At 39.1% G+C, this 25,939-nt stretch carries 23 protein-coding genes; 6 read left to right on the top strand and 17 right to left on the bottom strand.

Annotated features, from left to right (window positions below; all coding sequences use genetic code 11):
- Positions 1–97: 97 nt before the first annotated feature.
- The 3 genes from O2942_07500 to O2942_07490 form a co-directional block, all read right to left on the bottom strand.
- The gene (locus O2942_07500; GenBank protein MDA0782094.1) at positions 98–1,972 is read right to left on the bottom strand and encodes a hypothetical protein; all 1,875 of its coding nucleotides are present in this window, start codon (positions 1,970–1,972) and stop codon (positions 98–100) included.
- 77 nt (positions 1,973–2,049) lie between these two features.
- Entirely contained in the window at positions 2,050–2,952 is a 903-nt protein-coding gene (gene hemC / locus O2942_07495) for a hydroxymethylbilane synthase (GenBank protein ID MDA0782093.1), read from the bottom strand.
- A gap of 107 nt (positions 2,953–3,059) precedes the next feature.
- Positions 3,060–4,994: a PBP1A family penicillin-binding protein gene (locus tag O2942_07490; GenBank protein MDA0782092.1), complete on the bottom strand. Its 1,935-nt coding sequence runs from the start codon at positions 4,992–4,994 to the stop codon at positions 3,060–3,062.
- Between the two features lie 90 nt (positions 4,995–5,084).
- On the opposite strand from O2942_07490, the gene cyaY reads away from it, so the two are divergent.
- Positions 5,085–5,396, top strand: coding sequence for an iron donor protein CyaY (cyaY, locus tag O2942_07485; protein MDA0782091.1), 312 nt, complete (start codon positions 5,085–5,087; stop codon positions 5,394–5,396).
- A 342-nt stretch (positions 5,397–5,738) separates the two neighbouring features.
- On the opposite strand, the gene O2942_07480 is transcribed toward cyaY, so the two are convergent.
- Both O2942_07480 and O2942_07475 read right to left on the bottom strand, forming a co-directional pair.
- Positions 5,739–6,395 (bottom strand): 50S ribosomal protein L25/general stress protein Ctc, encoded by a 657-nt coding sequence (locus tag O2942_07480; protein MDA0782090.1) that lies wholly within the window; start codon positions 6,393–6,395, stop codon positions 5,739–5,741.
- A gap of 82 nt (positions 6,396–6,477) precedes the next feature.
- Positions 6,478–7,410, bottom strand: a complete 933-nt coding sequence (locus O2942_07475; GenBank protein MDA0782089.1) for a ribose-phosphate pyrophosphokinase — start codon at positions 7,408–7,410, stop codon at positions 6,478–6,480.
- A gap of 136 nt (positions 7,411–7,546) precedes the next feature.
- Here O2942_07475 and O2942_07470 point away from each other — a divergent pair, with 136 nt between their 5' ends.
- Positions 7,547–9,367, top strand: coding sequence for a glycosyltransferase (locus tag O2942_07470; protein MDA0782088.1), 1,821 nt, complete (start codon positions 7,547–7,549; stop codon positions 9,365–9,367).
- A gap of 15 nt (positions 9,368–9,382) precedes the next feature.
- Here the strand turns inward: O2942_07470 and O2942_07465 are convergent, their stop codons facing one another.
- The 8 genes from O2942_07465 to O2942_07430 form a co-directional block, all read right to left on the bottom strand.
- On the bottom strand, positions 9,383–10,234 hold the full coding sequence (locus O2942_07465) for a hypothetical protein (GenBank protein MDA0782087.1): 852 nt from the start codon (positions 10,232–10,234) through the stop codon (positions 9,383–9,385).
- Between the two features lie 72 nt (positions 10,235–10,306).
- On the bottom strand, positions 10,307–11,416 hold the full coding sequence (gene rodA / locus O2942_07460) for a rod shape-determining protein RodA (GenBank protein ID MDA0782086.1): 1,110 nt from the start codon (positions 11,414–11,416) through the stop codon (positions 10,307–10,309).
- 9 nt (positions 11,417–11,425) lie between these two features.
- The gene (mrdA, locus tag O2942_07455; GenBank protein MDA0782085.1) at positions 11,426–13,234 is read right to left on the bottom strand and encodes a penicillin-binding protein 2; all 1,809 of its coding nucleotides are present in this window, start codon (positions 13,232–13,234) and stop codon (positions 11,426–11,428) included.
- The gene (gene mreD / locus O2942_07450; GenBank protein ID MDA0782084.1) at positions 13,227–13,730 is read right to left on the bottom strand and encodes a rod shape-determining protein MreD; all 504 of its coding nucleotides are present in this window, start codon (positions 13,728–13,730) and stop codon (positions 13,227–13,229) included. Before mreD ends, mrdA begins: the two co-directional genes overlap by 8 nt.
- A gap of 4 nt (positions 13,731–13,734) precedes the next feature.
- Positions 13,735–14,580, bottom strand: a complete 846-nt coding sequence (gene mreC, locus O2942_07445) for a rod shape-determining protein MreC (GenBank protein MDA0782083.1) — start codon at positions 14,578–14,580, stop codon at positions 13,735–13,737.
- Between the two features lie 319 nt (positions 14,581–14,899).
- Positions 14,900–16,393, bottom strand: a complete 1,494-nt coding sequence (locus O2942_07440; protein MDA0782082.1) for a DegQ family serine endoprotease — start codon at positions 16,391–16,393, stop codon at positions 14,900–14,902.
- Between the two features lie 27 nt (positions 16,394–16,420).
- The gene (hflC, locus tag O2942_07435) at positions 16,421–17,317 is read right to left on the bottom strand and encodes a protease modulator HflC (protein ID MDA0782081.1); all 897 of its coding nucleotides are present in this window, start codon (positions 17,315–17,317) and stop codon (positions 16,421–16,423) included.
- Between the two features lie 3 nt (positions 17,318–17,320).
- Complete coding sequence (locus O2942_07430; GenBank protein ID MDA0782080.1) at positions 17,321–18,544, bottom strand: protease modulator HflK; 1,224 nt, start codon at positions 18,542–18,544, stop codon at positions 17,321–17,323.
- 108 nt (positions 18,545–18,652) lie between these two features.
- Between O2942_07430 and O2942_07425 the strand changes: the two genes are divergently transcribed.
- From O2942_07425 to O2942_07410, 4 genes are all read left to right on the top strand, one after another.
- Positions 18,653–19,741, top strand: coding sequence for an Mrp/NBP35 family ATP-binding protein (locus O2942_07425; protein MDA0782079.1), 1,089 nt, complete (start codon positions 18,653–18,655; stop codon positions 19,739–19,741).
- Complete coding sequence (locus tag O2942_07420) at positions 19,734–19,955, top strand: hypothetical protein (GenBank protein ID MDA0782078.1); 222 nt, start codon at positions 19,734–19,736, stop codon at positions 19,953–19,955. Before O2942_07425 ends, O2942_07420 begins: the two co-directional genes overlap by 8 nt.
- Before the next feature lie 79 nt (positions 19,956–20,034).
- The gene (locus tag O2942_07415) at positions 20,035–20,358 is read left to right on the top strand and encodes a hypothetical protein (protein MDA0782077.1); all 324 of its coding nucleotides are present in this window, start codon (positions 20,035–20,037) and stop codon (positions 20,356–20,358) included.
- Between the two features lie 116 nt (positions 20,359–20,474).
- Positions 20,475–20,696, top strand: coding sequence for a hypothetical protein (locus O2942_07410; protein ID MDA0782076.1), 222 nt, complete (start codon positions 20,475–20,477; stop codon positions 20,694–20,696).
- 2 nt (positions 20,697–20,698) lie between these two features.
- Here O2942_07410 and O2942_07405 read toward each other — a convergent pair whose 3' ends face one another.
- The 4 genes from O2942_07405 to ilvC all read right to left on the bottom strand — a co-directional run bounded on the left by O2942_07405 (position 20,699) and on the right by ilvC (position 25,852).
- Positions 20,699–21,742 carry a rod shape-determining protein gene (locus O2942_07405; protein ID MDA0782075.1) on the bottom strand — a complete coding sequence of 348 codons (1,044 nt, stop codon included), beginning with the start codon at positions 21,740–21,742 and terminating at the stop codon, positions 20,699–20,701.
- 140 nt (positions 21,743–21,882) lie between these two features.
- Complete coding sequence (locus tag O2942_07400) at positions 21,883–23,421, bottom strand: 2-isopropylmalate synthase (GenBank protein MDA0782074.1); 1,539 nt, start codon at positions 23,419–23,421, stop codon at positions 21,883–21,885.
- Between the two features lie 157 nt (positions 23,422–23,578).
- Positions 23,579–24,484 carry a DMT family transporter gene (locus tag O2942_07395; GenBank protein ID MDA0782073.1) on the bottom strand — a complete coding sequence of 302 codons (906 nt, stop codon included), beginning with the start codon at positions 24,482–24,484 and terminating at the stop codon, positions 23,579–23,581.
- A 300-nt stretch (positions 24,485–24,784) separates the two neighbouring features.
- Positions 24,785–25,852 carry a ketol-acid reductoisomerase gene (gene ilvC / locus O2942_07390; GenBank protein ID MDA0782072.1) on the bottom strand — a complete coding sequence of 356 codons (1,068 nt, stop codon included), beginning with the start codon at positions 25,850–25,852 and terminating at the stop codon, positions 24,785–24,787.
- Between the last annotated feature and the right edge of the window lie 87 nt (positions 25,853–25,939).

Here is a 25,939-nt window from a genome sequence, read left to right as displayed (position 1 = left end):
ACCATCTTTTAGTACGCTATAATTTAAAGCAATAAGCAGCTATCAGAGTCTTTCCGCAACTCTTATCGTAGCAGGATTATAAAAATACCGGCAAAACCTACTGCGGAACCGTCATAGGCTCTTTATCGTATCCCTGAATTTGATTACTACCTATAGGAGGAAAGCTTCCGCTTTGCTTATCGTCCATTTTCGGAGCCTGTCCGGATTTATTACGCCCCTGCTCGGGAATTATAGGTGCAATGTATAGTGACAAATTCTGAAGAAGTCCCATCGCCTCAAATATAGGCATAGAACCTACCATAGGCATAGGATTTGTTTCATCGGCTTTAACCGTAATGGTAATATCGGCAGCTTCTTTATCCGTAGCACCGGATAACTTAAGCAGAGAATTTTTTATTGCCCTATCAATACCGTCTTTTATTTCAAATGTCGGCTCGTTCCCCAGTACGTCCTCATTAAACTTCATACCGTTTTTTACATAGGCATATATATCATCTATAAGGTTGCTGTAATTAAATACATTTACACTTATATTAATAATATTTTGAGGCTGTTTCTTAGATGCGTTACCGGTTATTTTTATACCTTGCGAACCGGTGTCAGGATTTATAATCAATTCAAAGTTATTTATATTGACACTCTGAGCATCACTGCCGTCATAAACAATGTCCATCTTATGATTGATTTTTCCCCATTTGTGGAATTCAGGTATTATCATGTCAACGTTATCAAACAGTTTATTGGCAAAATCTATCATGAACTCTTCGTCAGACATTGTAGTATTGCTTTTTTCCTTAAGGTCGTTAGCTAAAAAAGCAAGCATAGGGTACGACCTTACCGCAGAGCCGTCTTTTATTCCTTCTATAACTATCTCCCTAAAGCCGTTTATATCCTTAAGGAACTTGTTGTACCATTTTTCGTTATACTGTACTTCGCTATTATATTTTATTGATGACGCAAGTAACTTCCCGTTATCCTTCTTGACTTGCATTTCACCGTCCAGCCTTATGATTGAAAGATCATCATAAATAGTGAATTTAGGGAAACTTAACTTAAATGAAGCATCTTTGTTTAGCTTTGATTTCTCAATAAGAACACCGCCTTCGTATATCAGATGAATATCGGCATTCATGTTTCCTCTATCGGTCATGTCATATGCTTTTTGATTTTCTCCTAGCAGCAAACCGGTAACTTTAGCGTACATTTTTTCAAACGCTTCTTCTACCTTAGCATTTTTACTCTGAAGTATAAACTCTACCTTTCCTGTTCCGTCACCTTTTTCTTTTATTTCATATGCAAAAAGAGCCGCTTCCGTTGAATACAGCAATTCATCGGTATCGGTATTATAGGCACTGTTCTTACCTGACTTGTATTCAATACGTGTAAGGTTAGCAAATAGTTTCTTAAAATATTCTTCGGTAGAAATCCCCCTATTCTCATAGTCTATAAGTAGGGGAGATTTTTTAAAGTTAATCCTTATTTTTGAAGGCTCGCCTTTAAATACGGTATTGATTACCTCATCGTTTATTTTGGAGTTATAATGATAGTCGCCGCTTGTTTCAATCGTAAAACTGTCAGACATAAGATTGGTTGATACTTTTAGGTCGCCCTCACGGTAAAGCTCGTCAGTCCACTTAACATTTTCAATATGTCTCTTGATATTTTTTTCATCTTCAGAGAGCAAGTCCTCACCGCCGGCTTTTTTATCAATTCCGGCGAATAATTGTTTTAATATCTCACCGCTATTTAGCTTAGTCTTCGCATTTTTGAAATTTACGGTTATATTGAAAGGAAAGCCTGAAACCGTTACCTCCTCATATTCAACCGAGCCTAATTTTGCCTCTTCAAAAACCGCTTGTACATTCCGCACCATCAAATCCTTTGCGTATTTCCCGTAAAGATTCCATGTTACATAGTATGTTCCGGCTAACAATGCCAAAATAATTACAAAAACTATAGGTGCTTTTTTCATTTTTTATATTCCGGTTTTAATGAAATTCTGAATAATCAATCAATTATAGACATGATATATTATTTATAAAAGCAAATTTATAAAAAAATATTTCCTGCTTTTAATTTTAGTTCCTTAGCGGCATCAACAGAGGCATTTAGTGCATTATTTATTTTACATACACGTTCTGTTTTAAACAATTTTGTTCCGTCTATTGAAGCTACCATGAATTTTATTGACATTTCCTCGCAGCTTATTTTAGCCGATGCACCTATCGGAGTTCTGCAAGAACCTTCAAATTCTTCTAAAAAAGCTCGCTCCGCCATAACACATTCATATGTTCGGCAGTGATTCAATTCAGATAATATTTCTCTGATATTTTCGTCATTTTTCCTGATTTCTATCCCTATAGCTCCCTGTGCTACGGCAGGCAGCATTTCATTTTCATCTATAGGATTTATGTTATCACCGTTTATTCCAGCCCTTATCAACCCTGCCATAGCAAGGAAAGTTGCATCAACCTCTTTGTTCTTCAGCTTTTCAAGGCGTGTATGTATATTCCCCCTGAAAGGCACTACCTTTATATCGGGTCTTGCATTTAAAAGCTGTGCAACCCTTCTGGGCGATGAAGAGCCGACTACCGCACCTTCGGGCAGTTGAGATATCCTTTTATAGCTATATGATATGAAGGCATCTCTTGAATCTTCTCTTTTTAGGATACATGGAATTTCAAACGCTTCGTTGATAAATGCAGGCATATCCTTCATTGAATGCACGGCAATATCTATCTTCCCTTCTATCAGATGTTCTTCTATCTCTTTTATGAACAACCCCTTGCCGCCTATCTCGTTAAGGTTTTTCTCTAATATCTTATCACCTGTGGTTTTTATGGTTATGATATTAATTGTGATATCGGGGTATTTTTCCCTCAGCAAATCCTGCACTATATTAGCCTGTGCCAGTGCCAGCTTGCTCCCTCTTGTTCCTATATTTATTTTCATTTCGTCCATGCTTTGTTATTTATTATGGTATAAAGTCAAAAAACTACTCTCCCCTTGAGGGAGAGGGAGCTTTTAAACCCTTTTGCAGAGGCTTCTATATATTTTTCTTACCTCCCGCCGAATGTTTCAACTATCGAATCCCATACACTGCGGCTATCCTTTCCCTTTTTCACACTATAAGGAGTGGTCGGAAGTTTGCTACTTCCCAAACTTTCATTAGCCTCAGTCATAAAGTCACGCCATATCTGTGTAGGAACGCTGCTGCCGCCAACCCTGTCCATAGGACTGTTATCATCATTACCGAGCCACACTCCTGCAACAAGATCATCTGTATAACCTATGAACCACGCATCTCTTGAATCCTGACTCGTTCCGGTTTTGCCCGCTACCTGCCTTGATATTTGTGCCTTTCTTCCGGTTCCGTTTTCAACCACATTTAACAGCATATCGTTCATATATGCGGTTGCTTCGGTAGATATTACACGTTGCGGCTGGGATTGCTGCCTTTTATAAATAACCGAACCGTCACTGCGTATTATTTCTTCTATGCCATGCACCCACAGGGAATTACCGTAATTGGCAAGATGTGCGTATGCTCCTGTAAGCTCCAGCAATGTAACCTCCGAAGTACCCAGTGCCGAAGAAAGATCTTTATTCATAGGTGATGTTATGCCGAGTTTCTGTGCCTGACTAATAACCTTAGAGATACCCACACTCTTTGCAAGCTTAACGGCAATTGTATTTATGGATTTAGCCATTGCGTTCCTTAAGGATACTTCGCCGATATATCTGTTATCCCAGTTATCGGGCGACCAGCCGTTTAGGTTTATTTTCTCATCTATCATCGTATCATCGGGTGAATAGCCGTTTTCCATTGCCGCAAGGTAAACAAACAGCTTAAATGCCGAACCCGGTTGCCTATATGCCTGAAACACACGGTTGAACTGGCTTTCTTTATAATCGGTTCCGCCGACTAACGCCCTTACTTTGCCGTCAGGAGTCATAGCAACGATAGCCCCTTGTTGTATTTTTTTATCCTTGCCGTAAGAGTTTATATTATCAATAAGGGCTTTTCTTGCGTTCTCATGTATTTCAGGATCAAGGGTGGTCTTAACGATAATTTCACCACGCTCGTTACCTATATAATCGGGTAGCTGCTCTTTTATCCAATCAACAAAATACGGATATTTTGACGGAATGTTATAACGGCGAACCGTATAATTATGGTTAATGCCGCCATTTATTATTTCATCTGCCGTAAGTGTGTCATTATCGACCATTAGCTTCAACACCTGATCTGCACGCTCCTGTGATAACTCGAAATTATTGGCAGGTGAATACCTGGTAGGGGCTTTTATCATTCCTGCAAGAGTGGCAGATTCAAATAAGTTTATATCCTCAATCTGTTTGCCGAAATAAGACTTAGAAGCAGCTCCTACCCCATAATTACCCGAACCGAAATAGATACGGTTCAGATACATTGTAAGGATTTCCTGTTTGGTAAAATTCCTTTCCAGATATAATGCAAGCAATAGCTCTTGAGCTTTTCTTTTGAAGGTACGTTCATGGCTTAAAAATACCACTTTTGCCAATTGCTGAGTTATGGTACTTCCGCCCTGTACTACACGTCCGGCTTTATAATTTGACACTGCCGCCCTCAAAATGCCGATAGGGTCAACACCGAAATGATTGAAAAAACGCCTGTCTTCAGTAGATATAACGGCATTTATAAGATGTTTGGGCAACTTTTCATATGTGACATATTCACCGTAAAGATTGCCTACATTATCAATTACCAGCCCTTCTCTATCCAATATCTTGATATTAGGCGTGCGGTAGTCTTCGTAAAGCTTATCAACGCTTGGCAGGTCATAAGCAAAATATGCTAAAACACAGGCAAAAGCGATGCTTCCCCAGATAAAGGCGATAAAGAGCCATTTTAATAACCTTAGCTTTAGTGAAGGCTTCTTTTTGCGTCGGGTATTTCTCCTTTTTGGAGTTCTTTTTGTAGTTTTCTTACCTTTTTTAGTAGCTTTAGGCATATTGCTTTTTTGTTTATATATTATATGAAATATGAATGGTTATGGTTTATCATAATTAAAATGTAAACTCAAAAATATAAAATAGAAATTATGAACAGCACCCGATTCAAACAAGTGGCAGATGAGACATTGCAAAATTTAAGTGATGCACTGGAAAATGCCGATACCGATTATCAGCTAGATGTAGACCTTCTGGACGGCATTTTAAACATAGAACTGCCTGACGGCGGTCAATACGTCATTAACAGGCATGATGCGTCAATGCAGATATGGCTGTCCTCGCCGATATCAGGAGCAGGTCATTTTTCTTATAATAACGGAGCATGGCTTGCATCTGACGGAAGAAATTTTATCGATACGATAAAAGATGAAATTAAAAATGCGACCGGAGTTGTAATATAGTTCACTTTTTTAAGTGTAGTGTTTATAAATTCGGGAGTGTTCGATAATACGACCATCTTTAATTCTTTGTCATGCTGAACTTGTTTCAGCATGACAAAATCTATGTTTATTTAACGCCGCATTATTTACGTCATTCCACTATCTAAAAAGTTAGAAAACTTTTTAGGAGGAGTAATCATAGAAACCTCTGCAAAAGGTTGCAAAAACTCCCTCTCCCAAAGGGAGAAGGGACTAAGAGTTGAGCTTTACCCACTTTTTCAGAGACTTCTATACTTAACTAATCTATAAAAAAAGCCCCGTTTTGCAACAGGGCTTTTTAAAATAAAATCTTTAGTTTGAAGACTACTCGTCAGAATTATCCGATGATTCTTCATCGCCGCCTTCGGCATCGGCATCTTCCACAGGAGCCGCTTCTTCAAGCTCTTCTTGTGATGTTTTACCTACGATAGCAGCAATAGTGAAATCACGATCAGTAATAGCAGGATGCGTGCCTTCAGGATATTTAATACTGTGTGAGTGTAAACTTTCACCTATTTTCAAACCGTCAAGGTCAATTTCCAGATATTCGGGAATTGAATCGGCACGACATATTAACTCAATTTCACGACGGATAATGCTTAATACGCCACCACGTTTTAAACCGATTGATTTATCACGGTTAAGGAAGTGTACGGGAATCAATACGTGTACCTTAGTATCATTTTCAACCCTCTGGAAATCAGCATGTATAGCTACGTCAGATACGGGGTGTAATTGTACATCTCTTGGAAGCACGGAAATTTTATCTTTTCCAACTTCAAGGTCATATATCCTAGAAGTGAAATTTCCTCTTAAATATTCTTTTTGAAGCTCTTTTCTGTCGGTAGTTATCGATATCTCTTCTTTTTTGTTACCGTAGATAATTGCAGGTACTTTACCTTCCCTGCGTAATGCACGTGAAGCACCCTTACCCGATTGTTCTCTGATTTCGGCTTTTAATACCGGTCTTTCTTTTGCCATTTTATTAACTCCTTAAATGGTTTTTATTCCGCACGATACACCCCATGTATATCATACGTTTCTAGTCCGTTGGTCGGACACCTTAGTCAAACAAACAAGACACTGAAGCTTCTTCCGATATCCTCTTAACCGCTTCCGCCATTAACGGGGCGATAGAAAGAATGCGGATATTATTAAGTTTCAGCACATCGTCAGTAGGACAAATACTGTCTGTAACAACAAGTTCGGTAAGAGCCGAGTTGTCAATGCGATCTAATGCCTTGCCCGATAACACGCCATGCGTGATATATGCAGACACGCTTTTAGCACCTTTTTGTTTAATTGCATCAGCTGCGTTACATAAAGTTCCGGCGGAATCTACTATATCATCGACAATAATGCAATCTTTTCCTTCGACTTCACCAATAATATTCATCACCTCCGATACACCAGCCTTTTCACGGCGTTTATCAATGATAGCTAAAGAGGCATCAATACGCCTTGCAAGCGACCTTGCACGAACAACACCGCCGACATCAGGCGACACAACTACAACATTACGGCAATCGTAATTTTTTTGTATATCGTCCCTAAAAACAGGAGCAGCCTGCAAATTATCTACAGGTATATTAAAGAAACCTTGTATCTGCCCTGCGTGTAAATCAAGCGTCAGAACCCTGTCAGCCCCTGCCGTTGTAATAATATCGGCAACCAACTTTGCCGATATAGGAGTTCTAGGACCCGGCTTCCTATCCTGCCTTGCGTATCCGTAATAAGGGATAACTGCCGTTATACGTTTGGCAGACGAACGCTTTAGTGCATCTAGCATTACCAGTAGTTCCATTATATTGTCATTGGCAGGATATGATGTAGATTGCACGACAAAAACATCTTCACCACGCATATTCTCGTTTATCTCGACAAATATTTCCTCATCGGCAAAGCGTTTGATTGTCGCATCGGTAATGCCCGTCTTCAGATACTCGGCTATACCTTGCGTTATTACCTTATTACTATTTCCTGCTATTAATTTCATTATATCCTCACCCTTACCAGTATCCTTTTGTGACTTGGATATAACAGAAACCGAATCGCATGTAAAGACTCTGGTTATTTTTGGAATAATTATTATAATAGTTTCTTAACAAAAATTTGGTATGTAACCGGTAAAAATGACCCTGAAAGATTTTCTTACGGAAAAATCCGTTATTTGTAAAAATTCATTACAAAAAGTTTTAGATATCTGTGAGCAAACAGGGTCATCACTAGAAGATATACTTATATCTCATAACTACGTTAATCCGAAAAAATTATATTCGGCAATTGCAGATTATAACAAGCTTGAATTTGCAGACCTTAGGATATCCCCTTGTGATATGAAAATATTAGATAATGCACATAAACCTTTTTACAGGTCGCTGAAAGCTGTTCCATGGAAAAAAGACGGTGAGAATATAGTTATAGCGGCGGCAAAGATAACAGATGAGTTGAAGCAGTGGGCATCAGTGAATTTTGAAAAATATAAATTCGCTATAACTACGCCTTTTGATATTCACCATAGTATTAACAAGATACTAGTCGATAGGAATAACTTTGAGGCAATTGACATATTAAGTAAATATCAACCGCAATATTCGGCTAAATATTTATTCAAGGACGTTCAATTTAGATTATTGATAATGTTCTTTATTTTAATTGCATGCCTGTTTTTTGTGTTTCCACAAAAATCAATCTTTATATTCTTTATTGTAATCAGTTTTTTCTACTGTGCTACACTCGTTGTAAAGACGCTCCTGTTTTTTATAGGCATGAGTAAAAGCAAGGATATCTCAAAAAATCAAAAACACCTACAGATAGATGATAAGGATTTGCCCGTATATACGATATTGGTTCCGCTCTATATGGAAACCGGAGTATTACAAAAACTGATAAATGCCATAAGAAACCTTGATTATCCGAAATCAAAACTTGATGTAAAACTGATAGTAGAAGAAGATGATACGGAAACCGTCAAGGCAATAAAGGAGCTTAAATGCGAACGCTTTTTTGAGATTATCGAAGTTCCGTTCTCATTACCTCGTACAAAACCCAAAGCGTGTAACTATGCCATGCAATTTGCCAAAGGGGAATATGTCACTATCTACGATGCCGAGGATATACCCGACCCGCTGCAGTTAAAAAAAGTGCTTTACACATTTTATAATGATTCGGAGGATATAAAATGTGTTCAATGCAAGCTAAACTATTTTAACCGAGAGGAGAATCTTTTAACAAGATTGTTCGCAATTGAATACTCCACATTATTCGATTTCTTGCTGTTTGGTCTTGAGGCATTGAAAATACCTATACCGCTAGGGGGAACAAGCAACCATTTCAGGAAGTCCACACTTGATAAGCTAATGGGCTGGGATCCTTATAATGTTACCGAAGATGCGGACATAGGTATGCGTATCGCACAAAAGGGGTGGAGGTGCAAAATTATCGATTCAATAACACTGGAGGAATGCCCTATCAAAGCAGGGGCTTGGATAAGGCAGCGTTCAAGATGGATAAAAGGGCATTTACAGACCTATTTTGTTCATATGCGATATCCCTTACGCTTGTATAAAAAAACGGGTATTATAGGATTTATGGGAATACAGTTTTTTCTTGGTGCACCTGTACTTATATTTTTAGTAAGCCCTATAATGTGGGTACTTTTTGTTTCCTTTGTAACCGGTTTGTTGCAAATGCCCCCTGATATGCCAGACCGGTTCTATATATTGATGGATTATAGTATGCTTATGCTGATTACGGGGTTTTCATTGCAGTGGTTGCAAGCTGCCGTTGCAGTACGGAAAAATAAATGGCAAAATATGGGTAAGGCGGTTATATCGTTCCCGTTTTATTGGTTCTTACATTCGGTAGCCAGCTTCAAGGCACTTTGGCAGTTAATCACCAATCCTTTTTATTGGGAAAAAACATCTCATGGCGAAACCTCAATAAACTGCTAATGATTTTATAAAATACTATAAGATTATACATTGCCTGCAATCATTTCTTTTTATTGTCTCGACAAAACTTCTGCCGCTTTTTTTATTATTCAGAAATCCCCTAAAGAAATCGGCATGTTCTTTGGCTTTTTCTTTATCCAGACCGCTACTTACAAGGTCATACAAAAACTTATCGGGAGTTTCATATTTAAAATTAAACAGTTTGTCATTGATATCACTTGCTTTATCAGGCTCTACTCCGTTTTCAATAATATTGGGCAAAAATTGTTTTACCTCATCATAACCTTTATAAAAAAAATTCCGTATATTTGATTCTACAGTTTCCCTTTTTATACCCATATCTTCAAGTTCCAAAATGAACCGAGCAGTACTATCATACTTTTCCAGAGCTATCTTTTTGGCTATCCCATGTGACGTATCACTATATCGAACTCCGATTTTTTCAAGCTCTCTTTGGTAATAATCAACGTCGCAACTATATGGAACCCGACATTGTATTTTTTTGTAATGCTCGCTTTTATCAATTCTTGTATTTTCTTCGTATTTTGCTTCTATAACTTCAGCCTCTTCATGAAATGAAATTTTGCTTGTTGCATCGATTCCTTTTTCCGAGCCTTCGCTTGAGTAATTTTGTCTCCAGCTATTATTAGCAATAACGGTTCTTGAGCTTTCCTGTTTTGTTGATTTTAAATACGATTCGGGGCAATTTTTTTTTGCCTGTTTTAAATTTTCTGTAAATTTATTGACAGATGCTCTTGGCTCTAACCATCTTTCCTGCGGTTCTAATGCTTCCTCTAATTTGCGAGGAAAACGCTTTGGTTCGGTTAAAGGTAATTCTTTGCGTTCTTCTTTTTTCTCTTCTTCCATAACTAACCCTCGGAATATACATTATAAATGTATGTAATATTTCATAGCAACGGAATATTAATTTTTTTACTTTTATCTATTGAATGTTTCTTCGCTATGCAGACTTACATTCAGTAGTAATCCGAACGACACCAGAATTGTCATCATAATCGTGCCTCCATATGATAATAGTGGCAATGGCGCGCCTACTACGGGTATTAGACCCATTACCATGGCAATATTGATAAATACATGGAAGAACAATATGCCGGTAATACCGATAGCCATTAAACGCCCATATATGTTTTTGGACATTGCGGCGATAAAAATTCCGTATGCTATTATAATGGCATAAAGAGTAATAACGGTTATACCGCCTATAAAGCCGAATTCCTCAGTTAGCATCGTAAAAATAAAGTCGGTCTGCTTTTCGGGTAGAAAGCTTAACTGGCTTTGTGTTCCTTGTAGAAAACCCTTGCCTGATACCCCTCCCGAACCTATGGCTATCTTTGACTGAAGTATATTATAGCCCGCCCCCATAGGGTCGCCCTCAGGGTTTAAAAAGCTTGTCACTCGTTTTTTCTGATAATCATGCATATGCATCCATATAAAAGGTGCAAGTGCTACGCCGCCAACCCCTAACGCAATAAATTTCCACATCTTGACACCGGCTACAAAAAAAACCACTCCTGCAACCGCAATTAAAATAAATGTCGTACCAAGGTCAGGTTGCTTGAGGATAAGGACAGAAGGAAGTGCAACCATGATAAGCGGAGGAATCAGATAAGTTATCCTGCCTATATTCATCGGGCTTGTAGCGTGGAAATATCTTGCAAGGGCAAATACTAGACAAACCTTCATTACTTCAGACGGTTGTATATTAAAAGGACCTATGCTTATCCATCTGGTAGCACCCATAGCAGATGAGCCGAATAACTCGGTAAAGACAAGTGACATAAGCACTAAAAAATAGATTACATATGATGCCTTGAACCATATTTTGATGTCAATAATCGCTATTAATATCATAAAAGGAAATAATGCCACAAAACGTATTATCTGCTTGCTCGCCCAAGGGTGAAAACTGCCCTCGGCAGCAGAATATAACATTGCGAACCCTATACTTGCCATAATAATAATCAAACCGATAAGAGACCAGCTTAAGTTTATTATTTTATATATGGTAGAATTGTTATGTATCACCTGTTTCCTCTAAATATCTAAAGTTTGCACTTTTTCCATGACATCACGTGCAACAGGAGCCGCCGCTTTTGAGCCACCCCCACCATGCTCTATAACCACAGCAATGGAATATTTTGGCTTTTCAGTAGGACCGAACCCTACAAACAAAGCGTGGTTCTGGGTTTTCTCCAGTTCTTCGGCGGTTATTTTGTCCTTTATATTTTCCAGTCCCTTTTTCGATATAACCTGTGCAGTACCGGTCTTTCCCGCCATTGACATTCCTTTTGTCATTATCCTGCTGCCAAAAGCCGTACCGCCGGGAACATTTACTACATTTATCATACCTTCACGTATAAGGTTCAAATGGTTTTTAGGTATTCCCATATCTAAAAAATTTTTCGCCCCTTTATAAGAAGGACCTACGATATTACGTGCTATCAGGGACGGCTCTACATTAGTACCGCTGGCTATCCTTGATGTCATTAAAGCAAGTTGCATCGGTGTTGCAAGGAGATAACCCTGACCTATACCGACATTTAAGGTGTCACCTTTTTGCCATGCTACGTTGTATTTTTTCTTTTTCCATTCACTGCTTGGCAAAAGACCTGATTTCTCGCCTGATAAAGGAACCCCTATTTCTTTACCGAAACCGAATTTAGCAGCCATATCGTGTATATTATCAATATCCAGTATTTTGGATAAGTTATAAAAATAAGTGTTACATGAATGCATTATAGCCTGCTTCATATCAAGATTACCGTGTCCTTCTTTCTTCCAGCAATGAAACCTTGTCTTGCCGAGATCCATATGTCCGGGGCAATAAAATTTCTTATCAGGGTCAAATCCTTCCTTCAATGCAGTAAGTGCTACCACCATCTTAAATGTAGAACCGGGCGGGTACTGGTTTGAAAGTGCCTTATTAATAAGGGGCTTCTTGTCATTATGCATCAGTTCCTTCCAATATTCGTTCGAAACACCGTAAGTGAACTCATTAGGGTCAAAGCCAGGGGTTGATACAAACGATAATATATCCCCGTTATTTACATTCATAACAACGCAGCAACCTGTAAGACCTTCCATTCTTTTACCGACAAATTCCTGTAACTCTTTGTCAAGGGTGAGCACTACATCTTTTCCCTCCTTGCTCTCTTCACGTGATAACTCACGTACGGGAAGTCCATACGCATTTACTTCCATTTTCTTTACACCTGCTACACCACGTAAGTCCTTTTCAAGCTGGCGTTCGATACCGTCACGCCCTATTTTGAAATCGGGGTGGTTCAAAAGCGGGTTCTTTTTTATTTCAGTTTCAGATACCGGCCCCATATAACCTACAACATGCGAAGATATCGCACCTGTCGGAAAATCCCTTATCTGCCCCACATCAATAGAGATACCGGGCAGATCGGGGGCATTGACGGAAACTTTAGACAAGTCGCTCCATGTAAGATGCTCATAGATAGTTACCGAACCTATCGCTTTACTATTTTCCAGCTTGGCTACCAATCTTTGGTAGCCGTCTTCGCCTATCTCAAGCACTTCTGACAATTTCCTCAATACCAAATAGCTGTCGGACTTTGTCTGTCTATCAAATATAACCCTGTAATAATTGCGGTTAGTGGCAAGTATCCTGCTTTGCCTGTCTAATATTTTTCCACGAAGGGGGGGAATAAGGAATAGCCTTATACGGTTACTATCGGAAAATGTTTGGTACTCACTTGTCTTAACTATTTGCAGGTAGTATAACCTTGCTACAAGACCAAGCAATAAAGATGCTTTAAGCCCCGCTAAAACGAAGATGCGTCTACTAAAAATTTTGTCTTTTTTCTTTCTAAGCATTTACAAAATGTCTCGGCAATAAACCATGTATTTTATTAAAAAAGTTATGTACAAACGGGTATATAAGGACGGATACCGCACATTGTTTCGCCGCTGCTCCTATGCCCAGCCATTGTTCTGCCAAGAACGAGAACAATAACCATTGTATTGTTGTGGATATCATAAGTATTATAGCAAAACCCAACCAGAGAAAATAAAATGTAGGTTCAAAATGTCCTCCCTTTCGGACTATCATCATTCTTATTATAAGGTTGTTAAGTGCGTTTATACCAAAAGAAACACCCATAAGAACATCTTTTAAAAAACCCAATAAAAAAACAAAACCGTTACCCAGAAGCTTCGGTCTGTATATACACCAGTAATATATAACCATAAGGTCAATTGCCGGAAAGTAATTATCAAAGCCGTAAACCCTGCTTTGCGTACACATTAGCAATACCGCAAAAACAGCAAGGAACTTCGGAATAATAAGCATGGTTTTTGATATTGCGTGCATGATCTTATTGTCCCGAATAGTCGATTACGCTTAAATGCTCAAGTTTATGCAATTCTACAAAAGGCTGAACATATCTTGTGCCGCTCGCATCGATTTTTATTACTCCTACATGCAGACCGTAAGGATAAACATCGCCGTCACCTGAAGTTTTCACTACCTCCAGTTCTTCAGTTTTAGTCTCATTTGATAAATATCGTAATCTCGGCATCTCATTATTATTTCCCGACATAATTGCAGGCTCTCGTGAACGGCTGGTGATAACGGGTATATTCGAGTTAATGTCGGTCAATAATAATACCCTTGAGCTTTTTTCACCGACCTCAATTATACGACCTACAAGACCTTCTTCATTAACTACCGCCTGCCCCTTTTTTACATTGTCGGAAGTACCGGCATTAATAATGATCGAGCTATAAAAAGGACCGCTAGTATTTCCAACTACTTTTGCCGATATGTAATTATATTTGAGCTGTTCGGCATAATTCAAAAGCTCTTTTAACCTTTCATTTTCATATGCAATACCTGAAAGATTTATAAGTTTTGTTTTGAGCCTTTCGTTTTCTTTTACCAGATTTTCGTTTTTTTTATGTACGAAAAAATAGCTTTGCATTGATTCTTTAAAATTGCTTATAAAATTTACAGGTACCGACATCGTGCCTATAACAGGTGATGTTATATCCGTTATTTTAGTTCGGATATCATTGGTTATAGGGCTGTCTATCTTGCCGATTATTATACCCGATATTGCCAGAATAAATAAAAGTGCCAGTGAAAACTTCCTGATTAACGCTTTCACAGGTCTTGATATATGTATAATAAAACTGGATTTTACCGGCGTACTGCTTATCATTTTTAATACTTGAAGCTTATAATATTCCTTAGTTAAACATGATTAATAACCTATTCTTATCATGATGACAAAAACAAAATATCAAATTACACATAAAAAGTGATAAGTTATCTATAAAATTCAACTAATGATTATGGGAATTTTTAATAATATAGTGTATGACGGGAGAAGTAAAGAAGCCTTTGCAAAAGTGAAAAAACTACTCTCCCCTTGAGGGAGAGTTAAAAACACAAAGTGTTTTTGTGAGGGGTAGAAACTCGCAAGTGCTTGTTATACCTGCATGTGTCTCCCCCTTACTAACACCCCTTCCCGTAAACGGCTATTTCTTTTCTATCGGAACGGCGATAAATAAAGTATCACCGCCTCTGTTAATCAATAATAATACCGATTTACGTTTTTTGTCTACGGCAGCATCAAAAACTTCCTTAGCCTCTTTTACCGAATTAACCTGAGTCTGGTTAATTGCCGTAATAACATCACCGGCTTTTATAGGCTTTGAAGATGCCTCGCTTTTATGGTCTATATCGGTAATAACTACACCTTTAATGTCTTTATCAATATTATATGTATCACGGTACGCTTTTGTAATATCCTGTATCCCGATACCTGCAATTGCCACATCTGCTTTTTTGGAGTCTTTCGTATCATCTGATTTTCCATCTGCTGATTTGGAGGCATCACCGTCTGATTCATCAAGCAATGCAATAGTAACAATTACGGTTTTCTTTTCACCGTTTCTCCATACTACTACGGGTACTTTTTTACCTACCGGAGTTTCCGCAACAATCCTCGGCAACCTCCTCATTGTCTCAACGTTTTTACCGTCAAAGCTGATAATAACATCACCGGCTTTTAAACCGCCTTTATCGGCAGGGCTTTTTTCCTGAACATCTACAACCAAAGCACCGTTGGAATCTTTCATGCCTATACTCTCGGCAATCTCGTCCGTTACGGTCTGTATTTTAACGCCTAGCCAGCCACGCTCTATATGACCTGTTTCAATTAACTGGTTTATAACAGGCTCTGCCAGATTAGAAGGTACGGCAAAGCCTATACCTACGTTACCGCCTGACGGCGAAAATATAGCCGAGTTAACGCCTATTACTTCCCCTTCAACATTAAACATAGGACCGCCTGAGTTGCCTCTGTTTATTGCCGCATCTGTCTGTATGAAGTCATCAAAAGGACCTGCATTTATATCCCTTGCACGGGCAGAGATTATACCTGCGGATACCGAGCCGCCAAGCCCGAAAGGATTACCGATAGCTATTACCCAGTCACCCACTCTGGCTTTATCGGAGTTACCGAATTTTACGAACGGCAATTTTTTATCGGTCTCTATTTTTAATACCGCAATATCTGTTTTAGCATCGGAACCCACTACTTTTGCGGTGGCTTCGGTGTCGTCATTGAATATTATAGTTATCTCATCGGCCTTATCTATAACATGGTGGTTGGTAACTATATAACCTTCTTCCGATATAACGAAACCGGAGCCTAATGAAGTTGTTTCACGCTTTTGTTTGTTGCCTTCTAAATTGCCGAAAGGCTCACCGTAGAATTTTTTGAATAGTTCGGGCAACTCGCCAAGGTCATCGCCGTTTGGACCCTCAAAGTGGAAAAACTGACCGAAAGGGCTTAAAGATGAGCCTTCTATTGTTTGTGTAGTCGATATATTAACAACGGCAGGGTTCAGTTTTTCTACCAGATCGGCAAAGCTCTGCGGTGCATTTGCCGCTGTAGCTTTTACCGCAAATAAGATAAAAACCGTAATAGTTACAAGTAACCTTGTAATAACATTATTTCTAATCATAAATTCCTCAAATACAAAATATAGTTACTACCTTTTCCGAACACCGTTTATGTCTCCGAAATAACCCAAAAATTCACTATCAGGCGATAACACCATACTTGTGCTGTCTTTATTGATACTTCCCTTATATGCCTGCATTGAGCGGTAAAAACTGAAAAATTCCGAGTCACGGTTAAAAGCGTCGGCAAATATCTTGGTTGCCTTACCATCGCCTTCACCTCGGATTATCTGTGAGTCACGCTCTGCCTCGGCAATGATTATCGTAGCCAGTTTTTCAGCTTTTGAAACTATTTTCTGCGCTTCTTCCTGACCTTGAGCTCTATATTCACGTGCCTCCTTGTTACGGTCGGTGTACATTCTTTGGAAAATAGCATCTGAGTTCTCTTTAGGCAGGTCGGCTCTTACTATCCTTACATCGGTAACCTGTATCCCGAATGCGGAAGATTTCTCGACAACGCTATCGTTAATTTCTTTCATTATCCCTTTTCTGTTGTCCGTAAGCAGGGTCTGAAGAGGTGCTTTACCTATAGCATCACGCAGGCTTGACTCGAATATCTTATCAAGCTTTGAATTAATCCCCCTCAGGTCGGTAACTTTTTCATAGAATGTAAGGGGATCGATTATTTTATATTTTGCAAAAGCACTAACGGTAAGCGTCTTATTCTCCGAGTCCAGTATCTCCTTGTCTGCCGCTTCAAAATATAAAATACGCTTATCAAACCTTACTACCTGCTGAATAAAAGGTATTTTAAATTTAAGCCCCGGATTGTTAATATAAGCAACTTCCTTACCGTCATCATTAAATTCTACGGGTTTTCCGAATTGCAGTACGATAACCTGTTCGGTCTGGTTAACTATGAAAAATGAGTTTAGTAATAACAGTACTATAAATACGCCGACTATAGCAAATAAACCTTTATTCATGACCTACCTTCTTTTTTTTAATTCATTAAGCGGAAGATACGGGACTGCACCGCTTTCTGAGTCCAGAACTATTTTGTCCATACCTTTTAAAACTTCTTCCATAGTTTCAAGATATATACGCTTTCTTGTCACGTCCTTTGCATTACGGTACTCATCGTAAACGGACACGAAACGTTTTGCCTCACCTTCCGCCTTAGCGATTATCTGTTCTTTATAACCTTGTGCTTCCTGAATCAACTTCTCAGCCCTACCGCGTGCTATCGGAACTATCTCGTTCTCCCGAGCCTGTGCAGCATTGATTGCGGCTTCTTTATTGGCTTTTGCCGCCTGCACGTCCTTAAATGCCTCATCAATTGTGGTAATTATGGCTTTGTCTATTATCTCACCTTTTTCGTTAATGCTCTTGTTCATAACCTCTATGGTAGTCTTAGGCGGAACGGCACTTATATTTATCTCTTCAACGGTTATTCCTATATCATAGGAGCTAAGTATGCTTTGAAGAAGCTCTTTTGTGTCCAGTTGTAGCTTTACACGTCCCTCGGACAGAATTTCACTTAACCTTGTCTTACCGATAATTTCACGTATGGCACTTTCTGCGGCATCTCTTACGGTTATCTCGGGGTCATATACGTTGAACAGGAATTTTTCAGGATTTTCAATTTGCCACTGAACCTCGACGAACTCTACGCTTACGAGATTCTCGTCACCGGTAAGCATTAATATTTCCTTACGGGAATTTCTGTTATCTCTTACAGCAGGAAAGCGTTGTTCAGTGCCGCCTGTTGAGTTATTTCCTATCTGTGTACGGTAACGGTCGGTTACTTTTAGCTTTATCACCCTTTCAATAGGAAAGGGTAGATGGTAGTTAATACCCGACTTTGTAGTATCTACGAACTCACCGAATCTCAGTACTACACCTACCTCTTTCGTGTTAACCGTATAAACACCGGAACCTATCCAGAACAAACCTACTATTGCTATTATAACGCCGATTACTTTGTTGCTGTTTACGGGAGGAGTTGCAAGACCGCCACCCTTGCCACCGCCGCCACGTTTACCGCCACCACCGAATATATCGCGTATTTTTTCCTGACTTTTACGGATAATCTCGTCTATGTCATCGGGCTGCTGTCCTGATGATTTGGGCTTGTTATCCTGCGGTTTTTTACCGCCCGGAGCTTGTCCCCACGGCCCCTTATCGTTGTGATTATCATCATCCCAAGGCATAATGTCTTCCCTTTTTGAAAAAAATTACTATATTAATATTAATTAGCGTGCATGTGAGTTAAAAGTCATAAAACAGAATATAAACAATATACGGAATATTTCAAGAGAATGTCAAAATTAAAACTGGAAATAAGTAAAGACAAGGTGTTATCGGCATTACAACCGATAATAGATCCTGATTCCGGCAAAAGTGTCGTTGAATCCGGCATCATATCTTCAATTGTAATCAAAGAGTCTTCTGTAGGGTTCGCTCTGGAAGTGGACATAAACAAGGCGGAGGAAAAGGAAACCTTACGTAAAACATGTGAAAATGCCGTCCGTAAGATAGAAGGCGTTAACAGCGTTACGGTTGTTATGACCTCCTCACAACCGGGGGCTTTTTCTTCTCCTAGAACCCCATTGCCTGCCAATAAGGTGCAAAATAATAATGCTCAGTTGCCTGTCGGTAAAAATATACCTAACGTAAAGAATATTATTCTTGTAGCATCGGGTAAAGGTGGGGTCGGAAAGTCTACGGTTGCGGTCAATCTTGCAAGGAAGCTAAGTTCGCTCGGGCATAAGGTCGGTTTGGTTGATGCGGATATTTACGGACCTTCCATACCTAAAATGCTAGGACTTAAAGGCAAGCCTAGCCTTGATGACAAGAATAAAATAATACCTAAAGAGTCCGAAGGGATTAAGTCCGTTTCAATAGGCTACCTGATAGAAGAGGATAATGCTTTAGTATGGCGTGCATCAATGGCAATAAAAGCCATGAACCAGCTTATGCTCGGTGTTAGCTGGGGGCAGCTTGACTATCTGATTGTAGACACCCCTCCGGGTACGGGTGATATACAGCTTAGTCTTTGCAAAAGCTATGATATAAACGGCGTGGTCGTTGTTTCAACCCCTCAGGAGGTTGCACTTATAGATGTAAAGAAAGCCATTACTATGTTCCGGAAAATAAATGTCCCGATTTTAGGTATAGTGCAGAATATGAGCTATTTTGAAGATGACAGGGGCAAAAAGAATTACATATTCGGTGAGGGCGGAGCTAAAAATCTGGCAAAAGATATGGATATACCTTTCTTGGGTGAAATACCTATAGACCCGAATTTAAGGGAATCTGCCGATATGGGGAAACCTGCCGATAACCTGCTTTTACTTGATAAAATAGCATTAAAATTTAAGAAAGAACTGGAGAAATTAAATGGATAATAATGAAGAGTTAATCGTCCAAATAATGAAAGAAGCAAAATGCTACGGTCAGGAAAATATGATAAAGCCTGACGACCTGATAGCTAAATGTGCAGAAAAAGGAATTACTGACGGTGAAACGGTAAGTGCCGCAATAGTTAGCCTTATAGATCAGGACGTGGTTGAATATGAAATGGACGATAATCTTAAAACAACCGAGCTTTGGTTGTTGTAACTCAACAGTTTGTTGATTTTTTTACATATTTGCGATATAAAGGTAAAAAAAAATTAACAATTTTTGTCGGGGTTATACAGTGGATAAAGAAAGGGATTTGCAGTTTTGTCCTTCATTAAGATTTGAAAGGGCTTTCAATAAAAAATACGGTACTAATTTAAAGGTAAGTGAGGACTATAATTTACCTGATGGTTTTGATAGTATAGAAGGGCTTAATGAAGCCCTTAAATCTATTTATGTAGATGGTAAAGGAAAAGATAGACCTACTGCCGATGTGAATAGTGATTATTTGCATTTGGCTGTTAATATGGTTAAAGCAAACCCCAAACTTAAAAGCTTGTACGCAAAGATAAATAAAGAAGATCATGCAAAGAAGATCATGCGGAACTTGCTAATTTTGTAAACGGAGTAGCCTCAAGATTCAATCAATCCGATATAGAATATTTTAGCAAGCATTACTTCGTCGGCATCACTAAAGGAGAGAGTGAGTCGGCTTGTTATAAAGATAAGATAATAGAAGTGAGCAATACTATCGGCTTACAAATTAATTGGGTTCCCTCTCAACAAACTATGCAAACAATTTCTGCTGCATATGAAAAATATAATAATAAAAATTATGATATTACAAAAAACCTAAATAAAAATTACATTGAAAATAACTCGGCAACAGTCAGCCGTTATAAAAATTATTCTTCAATGGTTAAGGAGCAAGCTATTAACCGCATTACGGCAATAGGTTAACACTATTCCTGCTTAAATAATATGTGATGTTTAAGCTGACGATGGTTTTCCAAAGCTTTTCCTGTTCCAAGTACAACACACGATAGCGGATCATCGGCAACAAACACAGGAAGACCCGTAGCATCACGCAGAACCGTATCAAGATTATGCAACAAAGCTCCGCCACCTGACATCACTATTCCTTTATCTACGATATCAGAAGATAGTTCGGGAGGAGTGCATTCTAATGCAATTTTTACCGCTTCTACAATTTGACTTACAGGCTCTTGCAGGCTTTCTGCAATTTGTGACTCGGTAAGTACTATTTCTTTTGGAACGCCGTTTACAAGGTCACGTCCCTTAATTTCCATAACTTTACCTTCACCATCTTCAGGTAATTTGGCTGAACCGATAGTCTTTTTAATTTTTTCAGCAGTAGATTCGCCGATAAGAAGATTATGGCAACGGCGGATATATGAAATAATGGACTCGTCCATCAGGTCACCACCCACACGCACCGAACGTGCGTAAACTATACCGCCAAGTGAAAGTACGGCAACTTCAGTAGTGCCTCCACCGATATCAACAATCATTGAACCTGTAGGCTCGGTAACAGGAAGGTCAGCACCGATAGCAGCCGCCATAGGCTCTTCGATTAGATAAACATCTCTTGCACCCGCACTTTCTGCCGCATCTTGTATGGCACGACGCTCAACCGGAGTAGAACCTGACGGAACACATATAATGATTAACGGACCTGTAAGCCACTTACGGTTATGAACAGTCCTGATAAAGTGCTTTATCATTTCTTCGGCTCCCCTAAAATCGGCTATAACACCGTCTTTTAAAGGGCGTATGGCCTCAATCTCGGCAGGAGTTCTACCCAACATCATCTTCGCCTCGTTACCGAAAGCGTAAGGTACGGAGCCTCCCTTGTCCTTTAACATAGCCACTACAGAAGGCTCATTTAAAACAATCCCGCGACCTGCTACATATACAAGCGTATTTGCAGTACCTAGGTCAATTGCCATATCGCAAGAAAGCGAACCAAACATTTTTGACATCATACTCATAAAACCCTATCTTAAAACTTTAATAATCTAACTATTTGGAACTCGGAATATAACCATTAAATCTTAACTAATTATTAACGCACTCGAAAATTCTTTCACTACCGTACCGTCATAAAAAATTAAAATTTCTATTTTTAAACAACATGCTCTTTATTTGCATCCTCGTCAAGCTTCTTTAGTTTATTTACAGCAGCAATATAAGCTCCTGCCGATGCAACCAAAGTATCCGTGTCACGGTAATTACCGCTAATTATTTTTCCGTCCTTATTCAGCCTTACCGTAACCTCGGCCTGTGCGTCGGTTCCGCCTGTTACCGCATGAACCTGATATAATTCCAGTTTTGCATCATGCGTAACTAATTTTTTTATTCCGTTGAAAATAGCATCAACAGGACCGTCACCCGTTGTTTCTATTTCTTTGGTCACACCTTCAACTGCAAGCTTCAGACTCGCTTTGGGGTTATCAACAGAACCGCAATGAACCTGCAAACTTAAAAGTTCGACCAACCCTTTATTGTTAATAGCACTATTATCGATAAGTGCAATAATATCTTCATCATAAATCTCTTTCTTTTTATCCGCTAAGTTTTTGAAGTTGTTAAATGCCTCCTCAAAAGCGTTATCTCCCAACTCAAAACCCAACTCTTCTAATTTATTTTTGAAGGCATGACGACCCGATAATTTACCCATAACCAATTTAGATTTGTGCAAGCCGACAGATTCGGGTGTCATTATCTCGTAGGTAGAGGCATTTTTCAACATACCGTCCTGATGCACGCCCGATTCATGTGCAAATGCGTTTGCACCTACTATTGCCTTGTTGTTCTGCACTACGAAGCCTGTAACGGTAGATACTAATTTTGAAGCACGCATAATCTGGGTAGTGTCAATATTTGTGTCATAAGGCAAGATGTCATTACGGGTTTTGATAGCCATTACTATTTCTTCCATGGCTGCATTTCCGGCTCTTTCACCAAGCCCGTTGATAGTGCATTCTATCTGCCTTGCACCGGCACTGACCGCCGCCAATGAATTAGCAACCGCCAAACCAAGATCGTTATGGCAGTGTACCGATAAAACGGCTTTGTCAACATTTGGTACACGGTTTTTTATCATAGATATCAAACCTGCATATTCCAAAGGAGTGGTGTAGCCTACGGTGTCGGGTAAATTGACGGTGGTAGCACCCGCCGCAATAGCAGCTTCAACAGTTTTGCATAAAAAATCATGGTCGGTACGGGTAGCGTCTTCCGCCGACCACTCAACATCATCACATAAATTACGGGCTAATTTTACCATATCACGAGTGCGTTCCAAAACCTGCTCCTCGTTCATATTCAACTTGTGCTTCATATGAATAGGGCTGGTTGAAATGAATGTGTGGATACGCCCTCTTTTTGCAGGCTTTATAGCCTCTGCTGCCGCCTCAATATCAGCCTTTACAGTTCTTGCAAGCGAGCATACCGTGGCGTTCTTCACCTTCTTGGCAACTTTATTTACCGCTTCAAAGTCACCTTTGGAAGCAATAGCGAAACCTGCCTCAATTATATCAACGCCCATCTTATCAAGAGTTTCAGCTATTAATATCTTCTCGTCCATATTCATCGTAGCACCGGGAGATTGCTCACCGTCACGCAATGTAGTATCAAATATTTTTATCTTGTCTTTAGTCATTTTGTTTTTTTTCCGTTAAATTTTTTTGCATCTATATTACACCTAACATATTGTTAATATTCGCAGAGCAGAAAATTTTCGCGTGAGCGTTTAAACCAACGTGCAAAGTATATTGTTAAGCTTTTATTTGTAAAGTTTATAAAGCTGTTTTTCATATTTACATCTCCACTTTCTGTATGGTTGCGTGCATCACCTTTGCTTTTTTTGCCTCACGCCTGACCATATATATACTTGATAACATAATTATAACCGAACCCGTTGCGGTGTAGATGTCTATTATCTCATCAAACGCCAGATATGCTATTATTATGGTAAATACCATTCCTGAAAAATCAAACGGCATTATGACGGTTATATCACCAAAGCGAAATGCGTTAGTAACCGCATATATGTTTATCAAAAATACGGCTCCCAACAATATCATTACCCCCCAATGCGAAAAGCCTGAAGATGACTGCCAAAAATATACCGCCAACGGCATGGTAAATAACGACATACCGCCGGTTAAGTAAAATAATTGGCATATATTGGATTCGGTCTTGGACAATGTCTTTATCAATATGTCTATCACCGACCACATAAATACGCACGCTACCACCATTAAGGATATATACGTGAATCCTTCCATTCCGGGTCTTACTATAAGTAATACTCCGGCAAAGCCTATTATCATTGCACTTGTCCTGTGCCTTCCTGTCTTTTCCTTCAGGAATATTACGGCCATTAATGAGCTGACAAGAGGTCCTGTAAGTGCGATTGCCCTTGCCTCGGTAAGCGGTATTACGGTAAAGGCGTAAAAATACATGGTCAATGATATAGCCCCTAAAAAAGAACGCCCTAAATGTAGTTTTAGTTTCTGCGTTTTTATAACATCTGACCAGCCGTTCTTATACATGAAAGGCAATAGGAACAATAACGCAAAAGCGTTATATAAGAATACTATTTGAAAAACATTCATATCTTCGGCGGTAACCTTTATTATTGCCGCCATAGCGGATATCAAAAAACAGTGGACTACCATCCACGTAATACCCTTAATCTGATTTGTATTTATGTTTTCCATTTTAGCTACGGTAAATTTGAATTTACTTCTCCTGTCATCCTATGAAAAAAATTTAGTAAAATTTTTTATCATGGGATCCAATTTGAAAAGTTTAGGAAAACTTTTCAATATTAAAAAAGTTTCCTAACTTTTTTAAATGTGGATTCCACTATAATTTGTTTTACTAAACAAATTCGTGGAATGACAAATTTACGTAAATTAAATTCAAAGTTACTTTAGTCTGTCGTCGTTTTTTAAGTATAAAAAAACCCCGTCTTGTAAAAGAACGGGGTTTTTAAAGGAAAATCCTATTTCTGCTTTTTATGCAGCCTCATCTTTTACAAGTTTGTTCTTACCTATCCAAGGCATGAGCTTACGGAGCTTTGCACCTACTTCTTCAATAGGGTGTTTAGCTTCTTTAGCACGTATCTCTTCTAGTTTGTGAGCACCTTGTGCAGCACGGTCGGCAATGAATTCTTTTGTGAATTTGCCTGACTGTATATCTTCTAAAATACGCTTCATTTCAGCTTTGGTTTCAGAAGTTATAACTCTAGGACCGCTTACATAGTCGCCATATTCGGCAGTGTTTGAAATTGAATAACGCATGTTAGCCAAACCGCCTTCATATAACAGGTCAACGATAAGTTTGGTTTCATGTAAACATTCAAAATAAGCCATTTCAGGCGGATAACCGGCTTCAGTCAAAGTTTCAAAACCAGCTTTGATAAGCTCGCTGATACCGCCGCAAAGAACAGCTTGCTCACCAAATAGGTCGGTCTCGCACTCATCTTTGAAAGTAGTTTCTATAATTCCCGAACGTCCGCCACCTACGCCAGATGCCCAAGCAAGAGCGATATCTTTTGCCTTACCGGATGCGTTTTGTGCAACAGCTATCAAGCACGGAACACCGCCACCTTTTACATACTCACCGCGTACGGTATGACCCGGTCCCTTAGGTGCAGTCATGAATACGTCAAGATCGGCACGAGGTTTAATTAGGTCGAAATGTATGTTTAATCCATGAGCAAATGCCAGTGCCGCACCATTTTTGATGTTATCCTTTACAGCTTCGTATAAATCAGCCTGATTTTCATCCGGCACTAGGAACATAATGATATCTGCGTTTTTTACAGCATCGGCAGGCTCTTTTACTTCAAAACCGGCGTTTCTAGCAGATTTTACACTTGAAGAAGAACTGCGAAGACCGACAGTAACATCGGCAACGCCGCTATCTTTTAAATTTTGTGCATGTGCATGACCTTGGCTACCATAACCTAGGATAGTAATTTTTTTATTTTTTATAAGACCTAAATCACAGTCTTTATCATAATATACGTTTAAGCTCACGGAACCGCTCCCTTGTTCTTTAAATTTTAAAACATCACCCATAATTAATACCTGTTATTCGGGAAAGAACGCAAATTATATGAGTTTTTCTTTAAAAAGCAAGGAGTAAATCCACTATTAATAATAATG

The organism is Pseudomonadota bacterium, from assembly GCA_027620075.1.
Taxonomy (GTDB): domain Bacteria; phylum Pseudomonadota; class Alphaproteobacteria; order Rickettsiales; family UBA6187; genus 1-14-0-20-39-49.
The sequence above is the reverse complement of the archived record's forward strand: the minus strand, read 5'-3'. Positions and strand labels throughout refer to the sequence as shown.

What these genes read in the sequence shown, in the direction of transcription:
- O2942_07425 (MDA0782079.1), top strand. Translation starts at nt 18,653, where the DNA reads ATGTCAAAATTAAAACTGGAAATAAGTAAAGACAAGGTGTTATCGGCA.
- O2942_07395 (MDA0782073.1), bottom strand. Translation starts at nt 24,484, where the DNA reads ATGGAAAACATAAATACAAATCAGATTAAGGGTATTACGTGGATGGTA.
- mrdA (MDA0782085.1), bottom strand. Translation starts at nt 13,234, where the DNA reads ATGCTTAGAAAGAAAAAAGACAAAATTTTTAGTAGACGCATCTTCGTT.
- ilvC (MDA0782072.1), bottom strand. Translation starts at nt 25,852, where the DNA reads ATGGGTGATGTTTTAAAATTTAAAGAACAAGGGAGCGGTTCCGTGAGC.
- O2942_07400 (MDA0782074.1), bottom strand. Translation starts at nt 23,421, where the DNA reads ATGACTAAAGACAAGATAAAAATATTTGATACTACATTGCGTGACGGT.
- mreC (MDA0782083.1), bottom strand. Translation starts at nt 14,580, where the DNA reads ATGATAAGCAGTACGCCGGTAAAATCCAGTTTTATTATACATATATCA.
- O2942_07405 (MDA0782075.1), bottom strand. Translation starts at nt 21,742, where the DNA reads ATGATGTCAAAAATGTTTGGTTCGCTTTCTTGCGATATGGCAATTGAC.
- O2942_07480 (MDA0782090.1), bottom strand. Translation starts at nt 6,395, where the DNA reads ATGGCAAAAGAAAGACCGGTATTAAAAGCCGAAATCAGAGAACAATCG.
- O2942_07470 (MDA0782088.1), top strand. Translation starts at nt 7,547, where the DNA reads ATGACCCTGAAAGATTTTCTTACGGAAAAATCCGTTATTTGTAAAAAT.
- cyaY (MDA0782091.1), top strand. Translation starts at nt 5,085, where the DNA reads ATGAACAGCACCCGATTCAAACAAGTGGCAGATGAGACATTGCAAAAT.
- hflC (MDA0782081.1), bottom strand. Translation starts at nt 17,317, where the DNA reads ATGAATAAAGGTTTATTTGCTATAGTCGGCGTATTTATAGTACTGTTA.
- O2942_07420 (MDA0782078.1), top strand. Translation starts at nt 19,734, where the DNA reads ATGGATAATAATGAAGAGTTAATCGTCCAAATAATGAAAGAAGCAAAA.
- O2942_07475 (MDA0782089.1), bottom strand. Translation starts at nt 7,410, where the DNA reads ATGAAATTAATAGCAGGAAATAGTAATAAGGTAATAACGCAAGGTATA.
- O2942_07500 (MDA0782094.1), bottom strand. Translation starts at nt 1,972, where the DNA reads ATGAAAAAAGCACCTATAGTTTTTGTAATTATTTTGGCATTGTTAGCC.
- hemC (MDA0782093.1), bottom strand. Translation starts at nt 2,952, where the DNA reads ATGAAAATAAATATAGGAACAAGAGGGAGCAAGCTGGCACTGGCACAG.
- O2942_07430 (MDA0782080.1), bottom strand. Translation starts at nt 18,544, where the DNA reads ATGCCTTGGGATGATGATAATCACAACGATAAGGGGCCGTGGGGACAA.
- O2942_07465 (MDA0782087.1), bottom strand. Translation starts at nt 10,234, where the DNA reads ATGGAAGAAGAGAAAAAAGAAGAACGCAAAGAATTACCTTTAACCGAA.
- O2942_07490 (MDA0782092.1), bottom strand. Translation starts at nt 4,994, where the DNA reads ATGCCTAAAGCTACTAAAAAAGGTAAGAAAACTACAAAAAGAACTCCA.
- mreD (MDA0782084.1), bottom strand. Translation starts at nt 13,730, where the DNA reads ATGCACGCAATATCAAAAACCATGCTTATTATTCCGAAGTTCCTTGCT.
- O2942_07440 (MDA0782082.1), bottom strand. Translation starts at nt 16,393, where the DNA reads ATGATTAGAAATAATGTTATTACAAGGTTACTTGTAACTATTACGGTT.